The sequence below is a fragment of the Methylobacterium sp. EM32 genome, assembly GCF_040593685.1.
Classification (GTDB): domain Bacteria; phylum Pseudomonadota; class Alphaproteobacteria; order Rhizobiales; family Beijerinckiaceae; genus Methylobacterium.
Map to the genome: position 1 here is coordinate 39640 of NZ_JBEXZS010000192.1, position 14933 is coordinate 54572.

A 14933-nucleotide genomic window follows, 5' to 3' on the forward strand; every position below is an offset into this window, starting at 1 on the left:
CCGGGGCTCGCCGTCGGGGAGAACCTGGGATGACGGGGAGGGTGTGATGGCCCGCGTTGGCGGGACGGCAGGCCTGCCCGCCGCGCAGAAACGACGCACGGTCCTCGCATACTGCAGAAACAGTCCAATGTCATACGCCTGAAGCATGCTGGTCCGGTCGACCGCCTCGGCGGCTTCGGACATCTGTCTTAGGGCCGGCTCCGGACTTGTGGAAGCGCGCGACCGATGAGATCAGAACAGGGCGCTGGACCAAGGAAGCGCCGGCGCGGTGGATGGCTGCTGGCCCTCGTGATCGTGGCCGGCGCCGGCGGCGCCTATGCGTGGCAGAGCCGCCAGCACGCCGAGAGCGCGAAGCCCGCCGCGCGGGCGCCGGCCGCGGTGCCGGTGACCGTCGTGCAGGTCGAGCAGGGCCCGTTCGCGGTGGTGCTCGGCAGCCTCGGCACGGTGCAGGCCTACAACACCGTTCAGGTGCGCAGCCGGGTCGACGGCGAGATCCTGAAGATCGGCTTTCGCGAGGGCCAGGTGGTCAAGAAGGGTGACCTGCTGGCCCAGGTCGATCCGCGCCAGTACCAGGCCGCCCTCGACCAGGCCAAGGCCAAGAAGGCCCAGGACGAGGCCAACGTGAAGAACGCCAAGGCGGATCTCGAGCGCTACACCAAGCTCGGCGACTACGCCTCGCGCCAGCAGACCGACACGCAGGCCGCCACGGTGAACCAGCTCACCGCCCAGATCGCCGCCGACCAAGCGGCGATCGACAACGCGGCGACGCAACTCTCCTACGCGACGATCCAGGCGCCGATCGACGGCGTCACGGGCTTCCGCCAGATCGACGTCGGCAACATCGTCAACGCCGCGCAACAGACCGCGATCGTCACCATCACCCAGGTCGAGCCGATCTTCGTGGTCTACACCGCGCCCGAGGAGCAGCTGCGCGAGGTGACGAAGGCGCTCGCCGCCGGCCCGGTACCGGTCGAGGCCTGGAGCACCGACGGAATGACCCGGCTGTCGGAGGGCCGCCTCGATCTCGTCAACAACCAGGTCGACACCGCCACCGGCACGGTGCGGCTCAAGGCCTCCTTCGCCAACAAGGACCACGCCCTGTGGCCGGGCCTGTCGGTCTCGACGAAGATGCGCACGGGCACGATCCCCGACGCCATCACGGTGCCCGACGACGCGGTGCAGCACGGGCCGAAGGGGCTCTACGCCTTCGTGGTCGACGACCAGAAAAAGGCCCACATGCAGCCGATCAGCGTCGGCCGCTCCACCGACGGCCGCACCCGGGTGACGAAGGGGCTGACTCCCGGCCAGACCGTGATCTGGCGCGGCCAGTCGCGGGTGCAGGAGGGAGCATTGGTCGCCGAGGCCAAGCCGGCGGCAGCCGAGGGCAAGCCGGCAGCCCAGGAAGCGCGCCAAGCGGACAACGCCGCCCTGGCCTCGAGCGAGGCGCGCTGACATGCAGTTCGGATCCGGACAGGAGAATGCCGCACGGACCGGCATCTCCGGCACCTTCATCCGCTTTCCCGTCGCGACCTCGCTCATCATGGCGGGGATCCTGTTCATCGGCATCGTCGCCTACCCGCTGCTCGGCGTGGCGCCGCTGCCGCAGGTCGACTTCCCGACGATCCAGGTGACGGCGCAGCTGCCCGGCGGCAGCCCTGAGACGATGGCGTCGTCCGTGGCCCAGCCGCTGGAGCGCCAGTTCGCCCAGATTCCCGGCGTCAGCCAAATGACCTCGACGAGCGCGCTCGGCATCTCGTCGATCACGGTGCAGTTCGACCTCAACCGCAACATCGACGCGGCGTCGAACGACATTCAGGCGGCGATCAACGCCGCCGGCGGGCAACTCCCGAAGACGCTGCCGAGCCCGCCGACCTACCGCAAGGTGAACCCGGCCGATTCGCCGATCCTGCTGCTCTCGGTCACCTCCGACACCCTGCCGCTGATCGAGGTCGACGACGCCGCCGACGTGCAATTGGCGCAGCGCATCAGCCAGGTCTCGGGCGTCGGCCAGGTGCTGATCGGCGGCCAGCAGAAACCGGCGGTGCGGGTGCAGATCGACCCCGCGAAGCTCGTCGCCAAGGACCTGTCGCTCGAGGACGTGCGCACCCAGCTCTCGATCACCACGGTGAACAGCCCGAAGGGCAGCTTCGACGGGGCGACCCGCAGCTACACCGTCTACGCCAACGACCAGCTGACGCTCGCCAAGGACTGGAACGACGTCATCATCGCCTACCGCAACGGCGCGCCGTTGCGGGTGCGCGACATCGGCACGGCGGTGGCGGGGCCGGAGGACACCAAGCAGGCGGCCTGGGCCAACGGCCAGCGCGGCGTGTTCCTGGTGATCTTCAAGCAGCCCGGCGCGAATGTCATCGACACGGTGGACCGGATCAAGGCCGAGCTGCCGCGCATCACCGCCTCGCTGCCGGCGGGCGTGAAGGTCCAGACGCTCAGCGACCGCACCCAGACCATCCGCGCTTCGGTCGAGGACGTGCAGTTCACGCTGCTCATCACCATCGCGCTGGTGGTGGCGGTGATCTTCGTCTTCCTGCGCTCGGTCTGGGCGACCATCATCCCGAGCGTGACGGTGCCGCTGGCGCTGCTCGGCGCCTGCGCGCTGATGTGGATGGCCGGCTACACCCTCGACAACCTGTCGCTGATGGCGCTCACCATAGCGGTCGGCTTCGTCGTCGACGACGCGATCGTGGTCCTGGAGAACATCGCCCGCTACGTCGAGGAGGGGATGAAGCCGATGCAGGCGGCGCTCAAGGGCGCCGGCGAGATCGGCTTCACCATCGTGTCGATCTCGGTTTCGCTGATCGCGGTGCTGATCCCGCTGCTGCTCATGGGCGGCATCATCGGCCGCCTCTTTCGCGAGTTCGCCGTGGTCCTGTCGATGACGATCGGCGTCTCGGCCTTCGTGTCGCTGTCGCTGACCCCGATGATGGCCTCGCGCTTCCTGAAGGAGCACAACGCCGAGCATCACGGAAAACTCTACCGCTGGAGCGAGCGCGTCTTCGACGGCATGCTGCACGCCTACGAGTCGGCCCTCGACGTGGCGCTCCGCCACCACGTCGTCACCTTCCTGACCTTCCTCGGCACGGTGGCGCTCACCGGCTACCTGTTCGTCGTCATCCCGAAGGGCTTCTTTCCGCAGCAGGATACCGGCCTCATCGTCGGCATCACCGAGGGCGGGCAGGACATCTCGTTCTCCGCCATGGAGGACCGCCAGCGCGCGGTCGGCGCGGTGATCCAGGCCGATCCGGACGTGGCGAGCGTCGCGATGTCGATCGGCGGCAGCGGCCAGGCGCTCAATTCCGGCCGGATGTTCATCACCCTGAAGCCCCGGGACGAGCGCGAGGCCAACGCCTTCCAGATCATCGAGCGCCTGCGGCCGAAGCTCGGCCGGCTGGAAGGCGTGAAGGTCTTCCTCCAAGCCTCGCAGGACGTGCGGACGGGGGGACGCGCCTCGCGCACCCAGTTCGAGTACACGCTCCAGGATCCGAATCTCGACGAATTGAACACCTGGTCGCCGCGGCTCCTCGACAAGCTCAAGACCCTGCCGGAGTTGCGCGACGTCGCCACCGACCAGCAGACCAGCGGCACGACCCTGACCCTGTCGATCAACCGCGACGCCGCCTCGCGCTTCGGCATCACGCCGCAACTGATCGACGACACGCTCTACGACGCGATCGGCCAGCGCCAAGTGGCGCAGTACTTCACCCAGCTCAACAGCTACCACGTGGTGATGGAGATCCTGCCGGCGCTCCAGGGTAACCCGGATTCGCTGCACAACATCTACGTGAAGTCGCCGACGACCGGCGGCCAGGTGCCGCTCGCCGCCTTCGCCACCTGGACCACCGAGCCGGTGCGCCCTCTCTCGATCAGCCACCAGGGCCAGTTCCCCTCGGTGACGATCAGCTTCAATCTCGCCCCCAATGTCGCGCTCGGCCAGGCGACGAATGCGATCGACGCCGCCGCCAAGGAGATCGGCGTGCCGGCGACGCTGGCCACCGGCTTCCAGGGCACCGCGCAGGCGTTCCAGCAATCGCTCTCGACGGTACCGCTGCTGATCCTCGCCGCGCTGGTGGTGGTCTACCTGATCCTGGGCATCCTCTACGAGAGCTACATCCATCCGCTGACGATCCTCTCGACCCTGCCATCGGCCGGCGTCGGCGCGCTCGCGATGCTGCTGTGGTTCGGCTACGATTTCAGCCTGATCGCGCTCATCGGCATCATCTTGCTGATCGGCATCGTGAAGAAGAACGGCATCATGCTGGTCGACTTCGCGATCGTCGCCGAGCGCCACGAGGGCATCGGGCCCGAAGAAGCGATCCGCAAGGCGGCGCTGCTTCGCTTCCGCCCGATCCTGATGACCACGATGGCGGCCTTGCTCGGCGGGATCCCGCTGATGTTCGGCACCGGCACCGGCTCGGAGATCCGACAGCCGCTCGGCTACGCCATGGTCGGCGGCCTCGCGGTGAGCCAGGTGCTGACGCTGTTCACCACCCCGGTGATCTACATCTACCTCGACAAGCTCGCGACCTTCCTGTCCGGCGGCTCGCACGGGCCGCAGGGCGAGGAGGAGGCGCCGGAGGAGGAGGCGCCGCCGCAGTTGCGCGAGGCGGCGGAGTAGCGGCGCCCTCCCTTACCCAGCCTGATGGGTCGAGACCGGCAGCGCCATGGTGCAGTGGACGCCGTCCGCCCGCAGCGCGTAGGTCGTCTCGGCGCCGAGCTGGTAGGGGAGCACCCGCTCGATCAGCTCGCGGCCTGACCCGTTCTCCCGCGGGGCGGCCGGCATCGCGACGTGGCGCTCGCGCCAGTCGACATGGAGCCAGGGCTCCGGCCGGCGCGCCAGGCGCCAGCGGATGTCGAGCCGCCCGCCGGCTTGTGAGAACGCCCCGTACTTGATCGCGTTGGTGGCGAGCTCGTGCAGGGCGAGGGCGAAGGTCTGCACCGTGGAGGAGCGCAAGGAGACGCCCGTCGGCCCGTCCAGGGTGACGCGGCCGGCATCGCCGTTCAGGGCCGCGAGCTCGATGCGCAGCAGCTCGTCGAAGGTGACGCGCTCCCCCTCCGCCAGGCGCGACAGCAGGTCCTGGACGCGGGCGAGGGCGGCCAGCCGGTCGCCGAAGCGGGCGCTGAAATCGGCGAGGTCGGTCGAGCGCGCCATGATCTTGTCGGCGAGCGCGCGGAGCACGCCGAGGAGGTTGCGGGTCCGGTGCTGCAGCTCGGCGAACAGGGCCTGCTGGCGCTCCTGCAGGACGCGCAGGTCCTGGATGTCGATGGCCGCGCCGAACCAGTGGGTGATGGCCCCGTCTACGCCGCGGATCGGCACCTGCCGCACCAGGTGCCAGCGATGGGCGCCGTCGGTCCGGCGGATGCGCTGCTGGCGCTCGACGGGCGTGCCGGTCGCGTAGGCCTGGGCGAAGGCGGCGCGGGTCGCCTCGACGTCGTCGGGATGGATCGCGTCGAGCCAGCCGTCATTCTGGAGGGCGGCGCGATCCCGGCCGGTATAGGACCACCAGCGATGGTTGATGGCGGTGTTGTTGCCTTCGGCGTCGCACCACCACAGGATGGCCGGGACGAGCTCGACCGTCATCCGCAGGCGCTCCTCACTGTCGCGCAGGGCCCGCTCGGCCTCCTCGCGCCGCCGGTCGGTGAGGATGCGCCCGGTCGTCTCGGTGGCGATGATCAGGACGCCGCCGACCGATCCGTCCGCCAGCAGGATCGGATCGAAGCTGAAGTTGAACCAGGCATCCTCGATCCGGCCGGCGCGGTCGAGCGGCAGGCGACGGTCCCGGACCTGGGCGGCGCCTTGGCCCGCGATGACGCCCGCGAGCATCGGCCCGATCTCGGTCCAGATCTCCGGAAAGACCTCGCGCGCCGGCCGGCCGAGGGCGACTGCGTGCTTCGCGCCGACGAGCCGGCGCCACGCGTCGTTGAAGACGAGGGCGAGGTCGGGGCCCCAGTAGAGGCCGATCGGGGTCGCGGCCGGAAGGATGAGGTCGATGGCGGCCCGCAACGGCGGCGGCCAGAACTCGACCGGCCCGAGCGGCGTCGCGGACCACTCGTGGTCCCGGATGCGCCGAGCCATCTCGCCGTCGCCGGACGGCCAGGTCACCACGGCATCACCGTAACGGTCCGATCATGGCGACGCCCCCTCCCGCCCCGCTCGCTGCGCCGGACGGCCTATCCGCTCGTCGAGTGCTGGCCAACGATCTCCGGGCAATGCTCCCGGTCCCCGTCTACCCTGCCCGGGTTCGGGCCTTCACGTCCGGCTTCTGCGTCGGGCCTTCACCGGAGCGGGTCCGATCAGGGGCAGGACCCCGTCCCACCGGGGGGTGCCCGTCAGCGCGGCGCACGAGGCGCAACGTCAGGCGACCGCCGCCCGCTTCTGCAGGCTCAGCAGCATGTTGGCGATCTGGCGCACCTGCAATTCACTGTCCTGCAGCTCCTTCTTGCGGGCGCCGCCAAAGGCGAACTCGTCGTGGTCGATGCCCGGGACCGGCAGGCCGGCTTCCTCGAAATACTGCTCGAGGCGGGTGAGGAGCTGCCCCCAGACGCCGAGGCGCGACCAGCGGATGAAGGTCTGGGCCGCCATCCACCACGGCCCGTAATGGGCGGGAACGGCGCGCCAGTTGGTATCGTGCCAGTGGCGCCAGAGTATCGCGTCGATGGTCCGCTTGAGATCGTGAGGCTGCGTCTTGCCGCGAGGCCTGCAGCCTTCGAGCAAGGGCACGAGTACCGCCCACTGCGCCTCCGTCAACATAAACATCCCCTCGCTCGTGGTTCCGCCGGGAATCATATTACCAAGGGTAATCTGCGACTTCAATCGGCCTACCCACCTTCGGTTGCGTTTTGTTGACTCGCCGCAACATGGGAAACGGCAGGGAACGTTTGTGTTCGAACATGCCGTGCGCGGCCCATTGCATCATATTACTTTTCAGAATAGATATTTCGGTATGTAACTACTCTTTGATCAATAAAAAATTGATTCAAGCATAGGGGCGCCGGAAATGGCGATCGGGCAAGCGGATCGCGCCGCAAAGCTGCCGCCGGGGACGTGATATCACCGATCGGCATCGCTCCCGCGCGATGCCTTTATTTTTTCGAAGCCGACGAACGATGAAAGTTGTCGCCCAGCCTGACGATGCTCTTGGAATCAATTCTTGCTGCATTGCAGCAAATCAAACGGGTGATACGGCCTGTTAGTCCTTGACACCGGCAGCAGAGCGAATCGTGCGATGCCTGACGATGCGCCGGGACCGGCGCATCGTGACACTCGTCGCGTAGGCGGGAGGCAAGAATGCAACACGAGGAAGGCGGGGCACGCCCGATCAACATCGATAGAACGGTGCACGACGCATCCGGGCCGGAAGCGAACAGAGGCTCCTTGCGTTGCGCCCGGCCGATTGCTTCGGGCAGCCACGGCCTGATCGCTGTCGCGACGCTCCGACGATCACCTCTCTTGAGTGCGGGCCCGCCGCGATCGGGCGCCGTCGTGGCCGAGCCCTCGACGCGGTGGACCTGTCGGACGGCGCTCGCCTCGTCGAAGGGCGGCAGCGGCGGGCGGGACATGGGCATTCCATGGGCATTCGCCGCGGGATGGGACGAGGAGCGATCGGCGCCTCCGTCGAAGCCACCCGCCGACGCGAGGCCGGATGCCGCGCCCGCTACTCCTTGTGCGCGAACAGGTAGGTGCCGCTCGCCAGTTCCATGTTCTTCTGGTCGCCGAGCTGCGTCACGTAGGGCTCCTGGAGGAGCGAGAGCGGGTCGGCGGTGAAGTCGGAGAGGCGGCGCGACAGGAAGCGCTTGCGCACGTCCGGCGGCAGGCCGGCGGCCCAGGACTGGACGATCCAGGTCAGGCTCCAGATCGGCAGCAGCGAGGCCGGCACGTATTGGTGGTCGATCGCGAGCTGGCCGGCAAACAGGTTGCGCAGGCCCTCGCCGGTCATGTTGTAGTAATGGTGCGGGTAGCCGTGCAGCGGCTGCAGGAACGGCACCGCGCAGACCAGCCGCCCGCCGGGCTTGAGCACCCGGGCGATCTCGCGGGCGCAAGCGAAGGGATCGCGGACATGCTCCAGCACCGCGATCGAGATGACCCCGTCGAAGCTCTCGTCACGGAACGGCAGCACCTCGCCGATGCCGAGCACGTCGGTGGTGTCGTAATCGGCGATCTCGAGATTGACGACGTTGGCGTAGTAGCGGTCGCGCCGGCCGGCGCCGCAATCGAGGATCAGCCCGTCGGGATGAGCGGCGATCAGCTCCTGGACGTGGCCGTCATAGGCGTTCTGCGAGACGTTCGGGCTGTCCTCGGCGCCCGACAGGGCGCGCAGCTCCTCGCTCAGGTAATCGTACTTCTCGCCGACGCGGCGATGGGGCAGGTCGTCCCGCATCAGCGGCGCCAGCCGCGCGAGCTTGTCCGCCCGCATGGCGTCCAGCCCCTCGGGCAGGCGGCTCTGGCGCCGGCCCTGGCGCAGGCCGTGACGCTCGAAATGCGCCCGGCCGCTGGCGAGCCGTCCCTCGCGCACCGCGAGGTGGAGGTCCGGATTGGCCGCGAGGTAGTCGGCCTCGCGGAAGGTCGCCGCCGTCGCCGGCTCGACCATGTCGAGATAGTGCACCACGGGCGGCCCTGAGCAGGTTTCGCAAAAGTGGTCGCCGGTTTTGCATTAAAAACCTGCGACAAAATAAGACGCTAAGTAGACCTGCGTTGGCTTGCCAACGCAGGTCTACTTAGAGGCCGCGGAGGAAGCCGGCGAAGCGCATCAGCCCCTCCGGCCAGGGCCCGTGCCCGCTCTCGGAATTCAGGTGTCCCGACTCGCCGGCATCGACGAGCTCGGCCCCCCAGGCGGCGGCGAAGTCTTCGGCCCGGTCATAGGCGGTGTAGGGGTCGGTGCGGCTCGTCACCAAGACCGACCGGAAGGGTAGGGGCGCGCGGGGGATCGGCGCGAAGGCGCGCAACATCGCCGGCGTGTCCGGCCGCTCGACGTCGGGCAGCGCGACCAGGAAGGCACCGGCGACGCTGCCCTGGGGCAGGTAGGGCGCCGCCTGCACGCAGGAGATCACCCCGAGACTGTGGGCGACCAGCACCGCCGGCCGGTTCGCCGCCTGCACCGCCGCGATCACCGCGTCGCGCCACGCCTCCGGCTCGGGGTGTTCCCAGCTCTCCTGGGTCACCCGGCGGGCGGTCGAGAGCCGCTCCTGCCAGCGGCTCTGCCAGTGGTCGGGCCCGGAATTGGTGTAGCCCGGGACGACGAGGATGTCGCAATCGGCCGATCTCATGCCGCACCGTTACAGCGAGGAGGCCGCAGCGTCGAGGGCCGTGCCGACTGGGCCTGCCTACTCCGCTGCGACCGCGGCCGGCGCGGTACCGAGGAGGCCGGGTCCGACATGCAGCGCCAGCCCGGTCGAGGCGAGGTTCTTGAGCTTGGCCTCGACCTCGATGTCGCACCAGGCGAGGTGGCGGGCGACCAAGTTGTTGAGCGCCCGGTTCCACATCATGTCGGAATGCGCGGCGAGGTCGCGGCCGTTGAGGCCCGATCCGATGAGCGCGGCGAAATCCGGCAGGGCGTCGGCGTCGTGGCCGGGCAGCACGTCCTCGCGCGAGACGCTGACATGGCCGACCGGGCGCACCCCGCGCCAGGAGTCGATCACCCGGGCGATCCGCGGGTCGTCCGGCTCGATGTAGCCGCCGCGGCTGTGGATCCAGTGGTGATGCAGGTCGAGCACCACCGGCACCCGGTCAGCGAGGCGCAGGACCTCGTCGAGGCCGAAGGCCGATTCGTCGTTCTCGACCGTGACGAGGTCACGGGCGTCCTGCGAGACCCGGTCCAGGTTCTCTCGAAACGCATCGACCCCGGGGTCGCGGGCCCCGACATGGATGTTGACGTGGGCGCCGTGCGGGTGCCAGCCGCCGCCATAGCCCATCATCGCCATCACCTCGGCGTGGTAGTCGAGCTCGGCGATGCCGTTCTCGAGCGCCGCCGGGTTGCGGCTCGCCAGGATGCAGAACGGGCCCGGATGCATGCTGAGCCGGACGCCACCCGCCCGCGCCGCCTCGCCGACCGCCGCGAGACCCGCCTCGATGGTGCGGCGGAACTCCGGGTCGGCGTAGAGATCGCGCACCTCCGGGTGGGTGTAGCCCGGCAGGATCGAGCTCGCGAGGCGCAGCAGCCGCTCCAGCGGCGGCCGCGCCGCCACCCAGGCGACCTGGCGCCCCATCGCCGCGAGATTGTGCGTCACCACCGCGACCAGCTTCTCGCGCGCCGCGGCCGGATCGAGCTTGCGCAGATGCGCGATCGTCACCGTGGTGACGTTCATCACCATCGCGGCTTCCTTCGCCGCCTTCAGGGTCTTGTGCCGGCCGGGCGGCTCGTCCGGGATGAACTTGCAGCAGAAGCCGAGGCGGGGGGAGGAAGCGGCGGAGATCATGGCCAACAACGCGGCGCGAGCCGGCGCGGGTCCACGCGATATCGATGCGAAGTCGGAGGGCGCCCAAGAAAAAGGCCGGCCCCGAGGGGCCGGCCCGTCGCGTCCGGCAGTGCCGGGCTCAGTGCGTCTGCCGACCCGGCTCGCCGGTCCCGGTCGGGCTGTGTCCCGGCTGGGCCTGTCCGGGCTGGTTCTTGCGCAGCTCGTCCGAGGCGGCGTTGGCGGCGGCGACGGCGGCGTCCTGGGCCTGGTCGAGGGCGGTCTCGACGAACTGGCGCCCGCGCTCGGTCGCCTCGCGGGCGTAGCGCAGGCCCTGGTCGCGGACCTCGTCGGCGTAGGGGCCGACCGTCCGGTCCTCCTGGCGGGTGCGCGGCAGCAGCGCGCCGAGCAGCATGCCGGCGGCGAGGCCGACGACGCCGACCAGCACCGGGTTCTCGGTGACGAAGCGCTCGACGGCGTTCTGGCCCTGCGCCAGACGCTCGCTGCCGCGGTCGCGCAGGTCGGCGTAACGCTGCGAGCCGGTCTCGATCCGGTCACTGGCCCAGTCGCGGGCCCGGTCCAGGGTCTCCGCGCTGCGGCCGCCGACGGCGCCGTAGGCCTGGCTCGCCTGGGCGTGGGCACGGTCGACCGCCTCGTTGGCGCCCTGCCGCAGCCGGTCGGCGGCGGCGTCCGCCTTGGCGCGCAGCTGGTCGGCGGTCTGGCTGATGCGCTCGCCGATCGCCGAGGCGGCGTCGCTCACCCGCTCGGAGGCTTCGCTCATCCTATCGGAGGCTTGGTCGGCGGCGTCCTTCACGCTGTCCTTCACCGTGTGGCCGGCCTCGTGGGCCGCGGATTGCGCGGCGTCGAGGTTCTGGCGGACGGTGTCGTGGTCCTGGTGCAGGTTGCGCTCGGGCCCGGTGGCGGGGGTATGGGCCGACGGCGCGCCCGGATTGGCCGGATTGATGGTGTGCTCTGCCATGACTCAGGTACTCCCTGGCAGGCCTTGCGACGGCGGGGCTTGAGCCGCCGGGGCCTGTGACCAATCGAAGGTTCGAGGGACGGGCGCCGGCTTGCAGGCCGGCGCCGCCTTACATCCGCATGCCGCCGGCGACGCGGTCCGCCGCCGGGTGGGCGGTCGGCCGGTCGGGGTCGTAGACCCGGGCGGTCCCGGTATTCAGCACCGGCACGGCCTCTGCCCCGTTCATCGTGGCGTCGAGGTGCTGGCGGCGCTGCGTGTCCCGAGCGACGCGGTGGATCAGCCAGCCCACCCCGGCGACGATCAGCATGACCGGGACGGGGTTGCGCCGCACCGCCGCCAGCGCCCCGTCGTAGAGGCCGCTCATCGACGGGTTCTGCCGCACCGTGCCGAGCATCTCGTCGACGATGCTGGCCGGAGAGAGCCGGCCCTGGATCTGGTCGATGGTCCGGTCGAGCCGGGCCCGGGTCTCCTCGATGTCGTGCTCGAGCTCGTTGATCGACTGGGTCATCCCGACACCCTCTCGGACAGGACCCTCGCATCCTGGCGCACCTGGCGCGTCGTGCGGGTCGGCGTCAGCGTGGACAGGGACATGGCGCTGCGGCCCCACAGGGCGAGCCCGATGCCGATCGCCAGGAACACCGCCCCGACGATCAGGGCGGCGAGCGCCTCGGAATTCACCACCGTGGCGAGCCACTTCACCAGGGCGTCGGTGAGCACCAGGAGGGCGACGACGGCGAAGACCGCCGCCCCGACCATCATGCCGAGCCCGAGGAACAGCGACCTCAGGTTGTTCGACATCTCGGTGCGGAAGAGGGCGATCTCCTTGCGGGCGAGGTCGGTGGTCTCGCGCAGGGCATCGCCGAGGAGCCCCTGGATGCTCCCGGGGGCTCCGGTGCCGCCGATCGGGCGGCCGTCAGTGGGGTCGGCCATCGCGGCTCCTCCCGTCAGGCGGAGTAGCGCGGGCCGGACGCGCCGGTCCGGTACGGATCGGGCCGGGCGGTCTCCGGCTCGCTATGGGCGCCCGGCACGTCCCGGTGGCGGGACGCGTACGGGTCGTAGGAGGTGCCGCGCCCCCGGTCCGCGCCGACTTCGGGCCCGCGCGCGAAGGCCTCGCGGCCGTCGAGGACGTGGGCGGGATGCGCCGAGGCGCGGATGAAGCGGGCGGCGAGGAAGCCGGTGAGGAAGGTCGCCACCGCGACGGCCGCCGGCCGGCGCCGGGCCACCGATTCGATCTCGCCGTAGAAGTCCTCGAAGCTGCGCTCGCGGATCGAGCCGGAGAGCTGCTCCAGGCCGTCGGCGGCGCTGTCGAAGAACGCCTTCACGTTCGGCTGCTGGTCGAGCTTGCCGCCGGAATCGCGCAGGGCCTGGGCGAGGTCGGAGACCGACTGGGCGGCGTCGCCCTTGCGGCGGTCGACGTAGCCGTGGACCTGCTCGCGGGCCGACTCGACGAGGCTGAAGCCGCGCTCCATCGCGACGTCGCCGAGCTGGCGCACGTCCGACCGCAGGTCGTTCCAATCTCCCGGGCGCTCCTCACCGGTCCGGTGCTGTCCGTTGTCGTAACCCGCGCTCATCAGGCAACTCCGTTCTCGGTGGCGCGGCGGGCAGGCCGGACCGGCCACCGCGCCGACCACATGCGACGATATTGCGGGTAACAGCAGCCAAGGCGCCCGGTTCCGGCCTCATCCAAGGAGGAATCGCGGCGGGATTCCTGTGGAGCGCCGGGCACAGCCCGTACGGGTACGAACCCCGCCCGATTCGCCGAAAGGGTTGACCAAATCGCACGGATCGCGCTTGCTGCCGGTGCGTTTTGTCCCTCGGGGGCGGATGGGCGAAGGCGACGTCCCCGCCCCACAGGGCTTCCCTCCGATCGCGCGGCGATCGAAGGGAAGCCCGGCTCTTTAATTTTGCCGCATTTTCTTCGACGAAACGGTGCCCAGGTCGTCGGAAAATGCTCTAGGTCCGTGAAGCCGGAGTCCATACCCGCCGTGTCACGCCTCATCATCGTGTCGAATCGCGTCGCCGTCCCGGAATCGGGCTCCAAGGCGGTCGCGGCCGGCGGGCTCGCCGTCGCCCTCAAGGAGGCGTTCACCGCCTACAAGGGGCTGTGGTTCGGCTGGAGCGGCAAGATCACCGACAACCCGTCCTCCGAGCCGGTCATCGCCGACCGGGGGAGGGTGCAATATGCGGTGATGGACCTCTCGCCCCAGGACCACCGCGAGTATTACAGCGGCTTCGCCAACCGGGCGCTCTGGCCGATCATGCATTACCGCCTCGGCCTGGCGGCGTTCTCGCGGGCCGACTATGCCGGCTACCAGCGCGTCAACCGGATCTTTGCCCAGGCGCTCGCCGGTCTGATCGAGCCCGGCGACCTGATCTGGGTCCACGACTACCACCTGATCCCGCTCGCCTCGGAGCTCCGGGGCCTCGGCGTCTCGAACCCGATCGGCTACTTCCACCACATCCCGTGGCCGTCGGGCGAGGTGTTCAACACCCTGCCGGCCTCGACCGAGCTGCTGCGCGCGGTCTCCGACTACGACCTGATCGGCCTCCAGACCGACAGCGACGTCCACAACCTGTCGCGCAACCTCGTCGACGAGCTGCGGGCGATCCCGCTCGGCGGCGGCTCGCTGATGGTCGACGGGCGCCGCACCCGCATCCGCAGCTTCCCGATCGGCATCGATGTCGACGGCTTCCGCCAGGCCGCCGAGCGCGCCGGCATGAACCGCACCGTGCGCGACACGGTGGCGGGCCTGCGCACCCGCAAGCTCCTCATCGGCGTCGACCGGCTCGACTACTCGAAGGGCGTGCCCGAGCGCATGGAGGCGGTCGAGCGCTTCTTCGCCTCGAATCCCGACCAGCGCGGCAACGTCGTCTTCCTGCAGATCGCCCCGAAATCGCGCACCGAGGTGCCCGAATACGAGCAGCTCAGCCGCGACGTGAACGAGGTTCTGGGCAACATCAACGGGTCGCTGGGCGAGCCGTCCTGGACGCCGATCCAGTACGTCACCAAGGCCTATCCCCGCGCGGTGCTGGCCGGGCTCTACCGCGCGGCGCGGGTCGGCGTCGTCACGCCGATGCGCGACGGCATGAACCTCGTCGCCAAGGAATACGTCGCCGCCCAGAGCGAGGACGATCCGGGCGTGCTGGTGCTGTCGAAATTCGCCGGCGCGGCCCGGCAGCTGCCGGAAGCGCTGCTGGTCAACCCCTACGACCGGTTCGAGGTGGCGGAGGCGATCCGCGCCGCCCTCTACATGCCCAAGGCCGAGCGCGTGGAGCGCTGGAAGCCGATGTTCGAGCGCATGGCGCGCGAGGACGTGGATTGGTGGGCGAGGAGCTATCTCGGCGAGCTGGAAGGTTTTCGGACCGTCGAGCGCGAGCCGCCAGCGGCGGCGGAGGCGCGGTAAGGTTTTTTTGGCGCGTCGGTCGCGCGCACGCACCCTCCCCCGCAGAGGCTAGCGGATTCACACTTCTCCCTTTGAGAGCTAACCCATTGCAAGGACAGGCGCTTCCCCTCCCCCTTGTGGGGAGGGGAAGCGCCTGTCCTTGCAAT

12 protein-coding genes are annotated in these 14933 nt (G+C 69.7%); 3 read left to right on the top strand and 9 right to left on the bottom strand.

Translation table 11 applies throughout. The annotated features are described in order from the left end of the window. Positions 1-225 precede the first annotated feature (225 nt). Together ABZT49_RS25400 and ABZT49_RS25405 are read left to right on the top strand one after the other, a co-directional pair. Complete coding sequence (locus ABZT49_RS25400) at positions 226-1452, top strand: efflux RND transporter periplasmic adaptor subunit (RefSeq protein ID WP_355290138.1); 1227 nt, start codon at positions 226-228, stop codon at positions 1450-1452. A 1-nt stretch (position 1453) separates the two neighbouring features. After that, entirely contained in the window at positions 1454-4633 is a 3180-nt protein-coding gene (locus ABZT49_RS25405) for a multidrug efflux RND transporter permease subunit (RefSeq protein ID WP_355290140.1), read from the top strand. 12 nt (positions 4634-4645) lie between these two features. Here ABZT49_RS25405 and ABZT49_RS25410 read toward each other — a convergent pair whose 3' ends face one another. The 9 genes from ABZT49_RS25410 to ABZT49_RS25450 form a co-directional block, all read right to left on the bottom strand. Next, positions 4646-6118, bottom strand: coding sequence for a PAS domain S-box protein (locus ABZT49_RS25410; RefSeq protein WP_355290142.1), 1473 nt, complete (start codon positions 6116-6118; stop codon positions 4646-4648). A gap of 252 nt (positions 6119-6370) precedes the next feature. Continuing rightward, positions 6371-6772 carry a transposase gene (locus ABZT49_RS25415; RefSeq protein WP_355290144.1) on the bottom strand — a complete coding sequence of 134 codons (402 nt, stop codon included), beginning with the start codon at positions 6770-6772 and terminating at the stop codon, positions 6371-6373. An 898-nt stretch (positions 6773-7670) separates the two neighbouring features. Continuing rightward, positions 7671-8618, bottom strand: coding sequence for a class I SAM-dependent methyltransferase (locus ABZT49_RS25420; RefSeq protein WP_355290146.1), 948 nt, complete (start codon positions 8616-8618; stop codon positions 7671-7673). Positions 8619-8730: 112 nt separating this feature from the next. Further along, positions 8731-9279: an alpha/beta hydrolase gene (locus tag ABZT49_RS25425; RefSeq protein WP_355290147.1), complete on the bottom strand. Its 549-nt coding sequence runs from the start codon at positions 9277-9279 to the stop codon at positions 8731-8733. Between the two features lie 57 nt (positions 9280-9336). Further along, on the bottom strand, positions 9337-10428 hold the full coding sequence (locus tag ABZT49_RS25430; protein ID WP_355290149.1) for a UV damage endonuclease UvsE: 1092 nt from the start codon (positions 10426-10428) through the stop codon (positions 9337-9339). Positions 10429-10546: 118 nt separating this feature from the next. After that, entirely contained in the window at positions 10547-11383 is an 837-nt protein-coding gene (locus tag ABZT49_RS25435) for a hypothetical protein (protein ID WP_355290151.1), read from the bottom strand. Between the two features lie 109 nt (positions 11384-11492). Continuing rightward, complete coding sequence (locus ABZT49_RS25440) at positions 11493-11891, bottom strand: DUF3618 domain-containing protein (RefSeq protein WP_355290153.1); 399 nt, start codon at positions 11889-11891, stop codon at positions 11493-11495. Next, a complete protein-coding gene (locus ABZT49_RS25445) occupies positions 11888-12313 on the bottom strand; it encodes a phage holin family protein (protein ID WP_109974023.1) in 426 nt (141 codons plus the stop codon). Before ABZT49_RS25445 ends, ABZT49_RS25440 begins: the two co-directional genes overlap by 4 nt. 14 nt (positions 12314-12327) lie before the next feature. After that, entirely contained in the window at positions 12328-12954 is a 627-nt protein-coding gene (locus ABZT49_RS25450) for a hypothetical protein (protein WP_355290155.1), read from the bottom strand. 414 nt (positions 12955-13368) lie between these two features. Between ABZT49_RS25450 and ABZT49_RS25455 the strand changes: the two genes are divergently transcribed. Then, entirely contained in the window at positions 13369-14787 is a 1419-nt protein-coding gene (locus ABZT49_RS25455; RefSeq protein WP_093568457.1) for a trehalose-6-phosphate synthase, read from the top strand. The last annotated feature ends 146 nt before the right edge of the window (positions 14788-14933 follow it).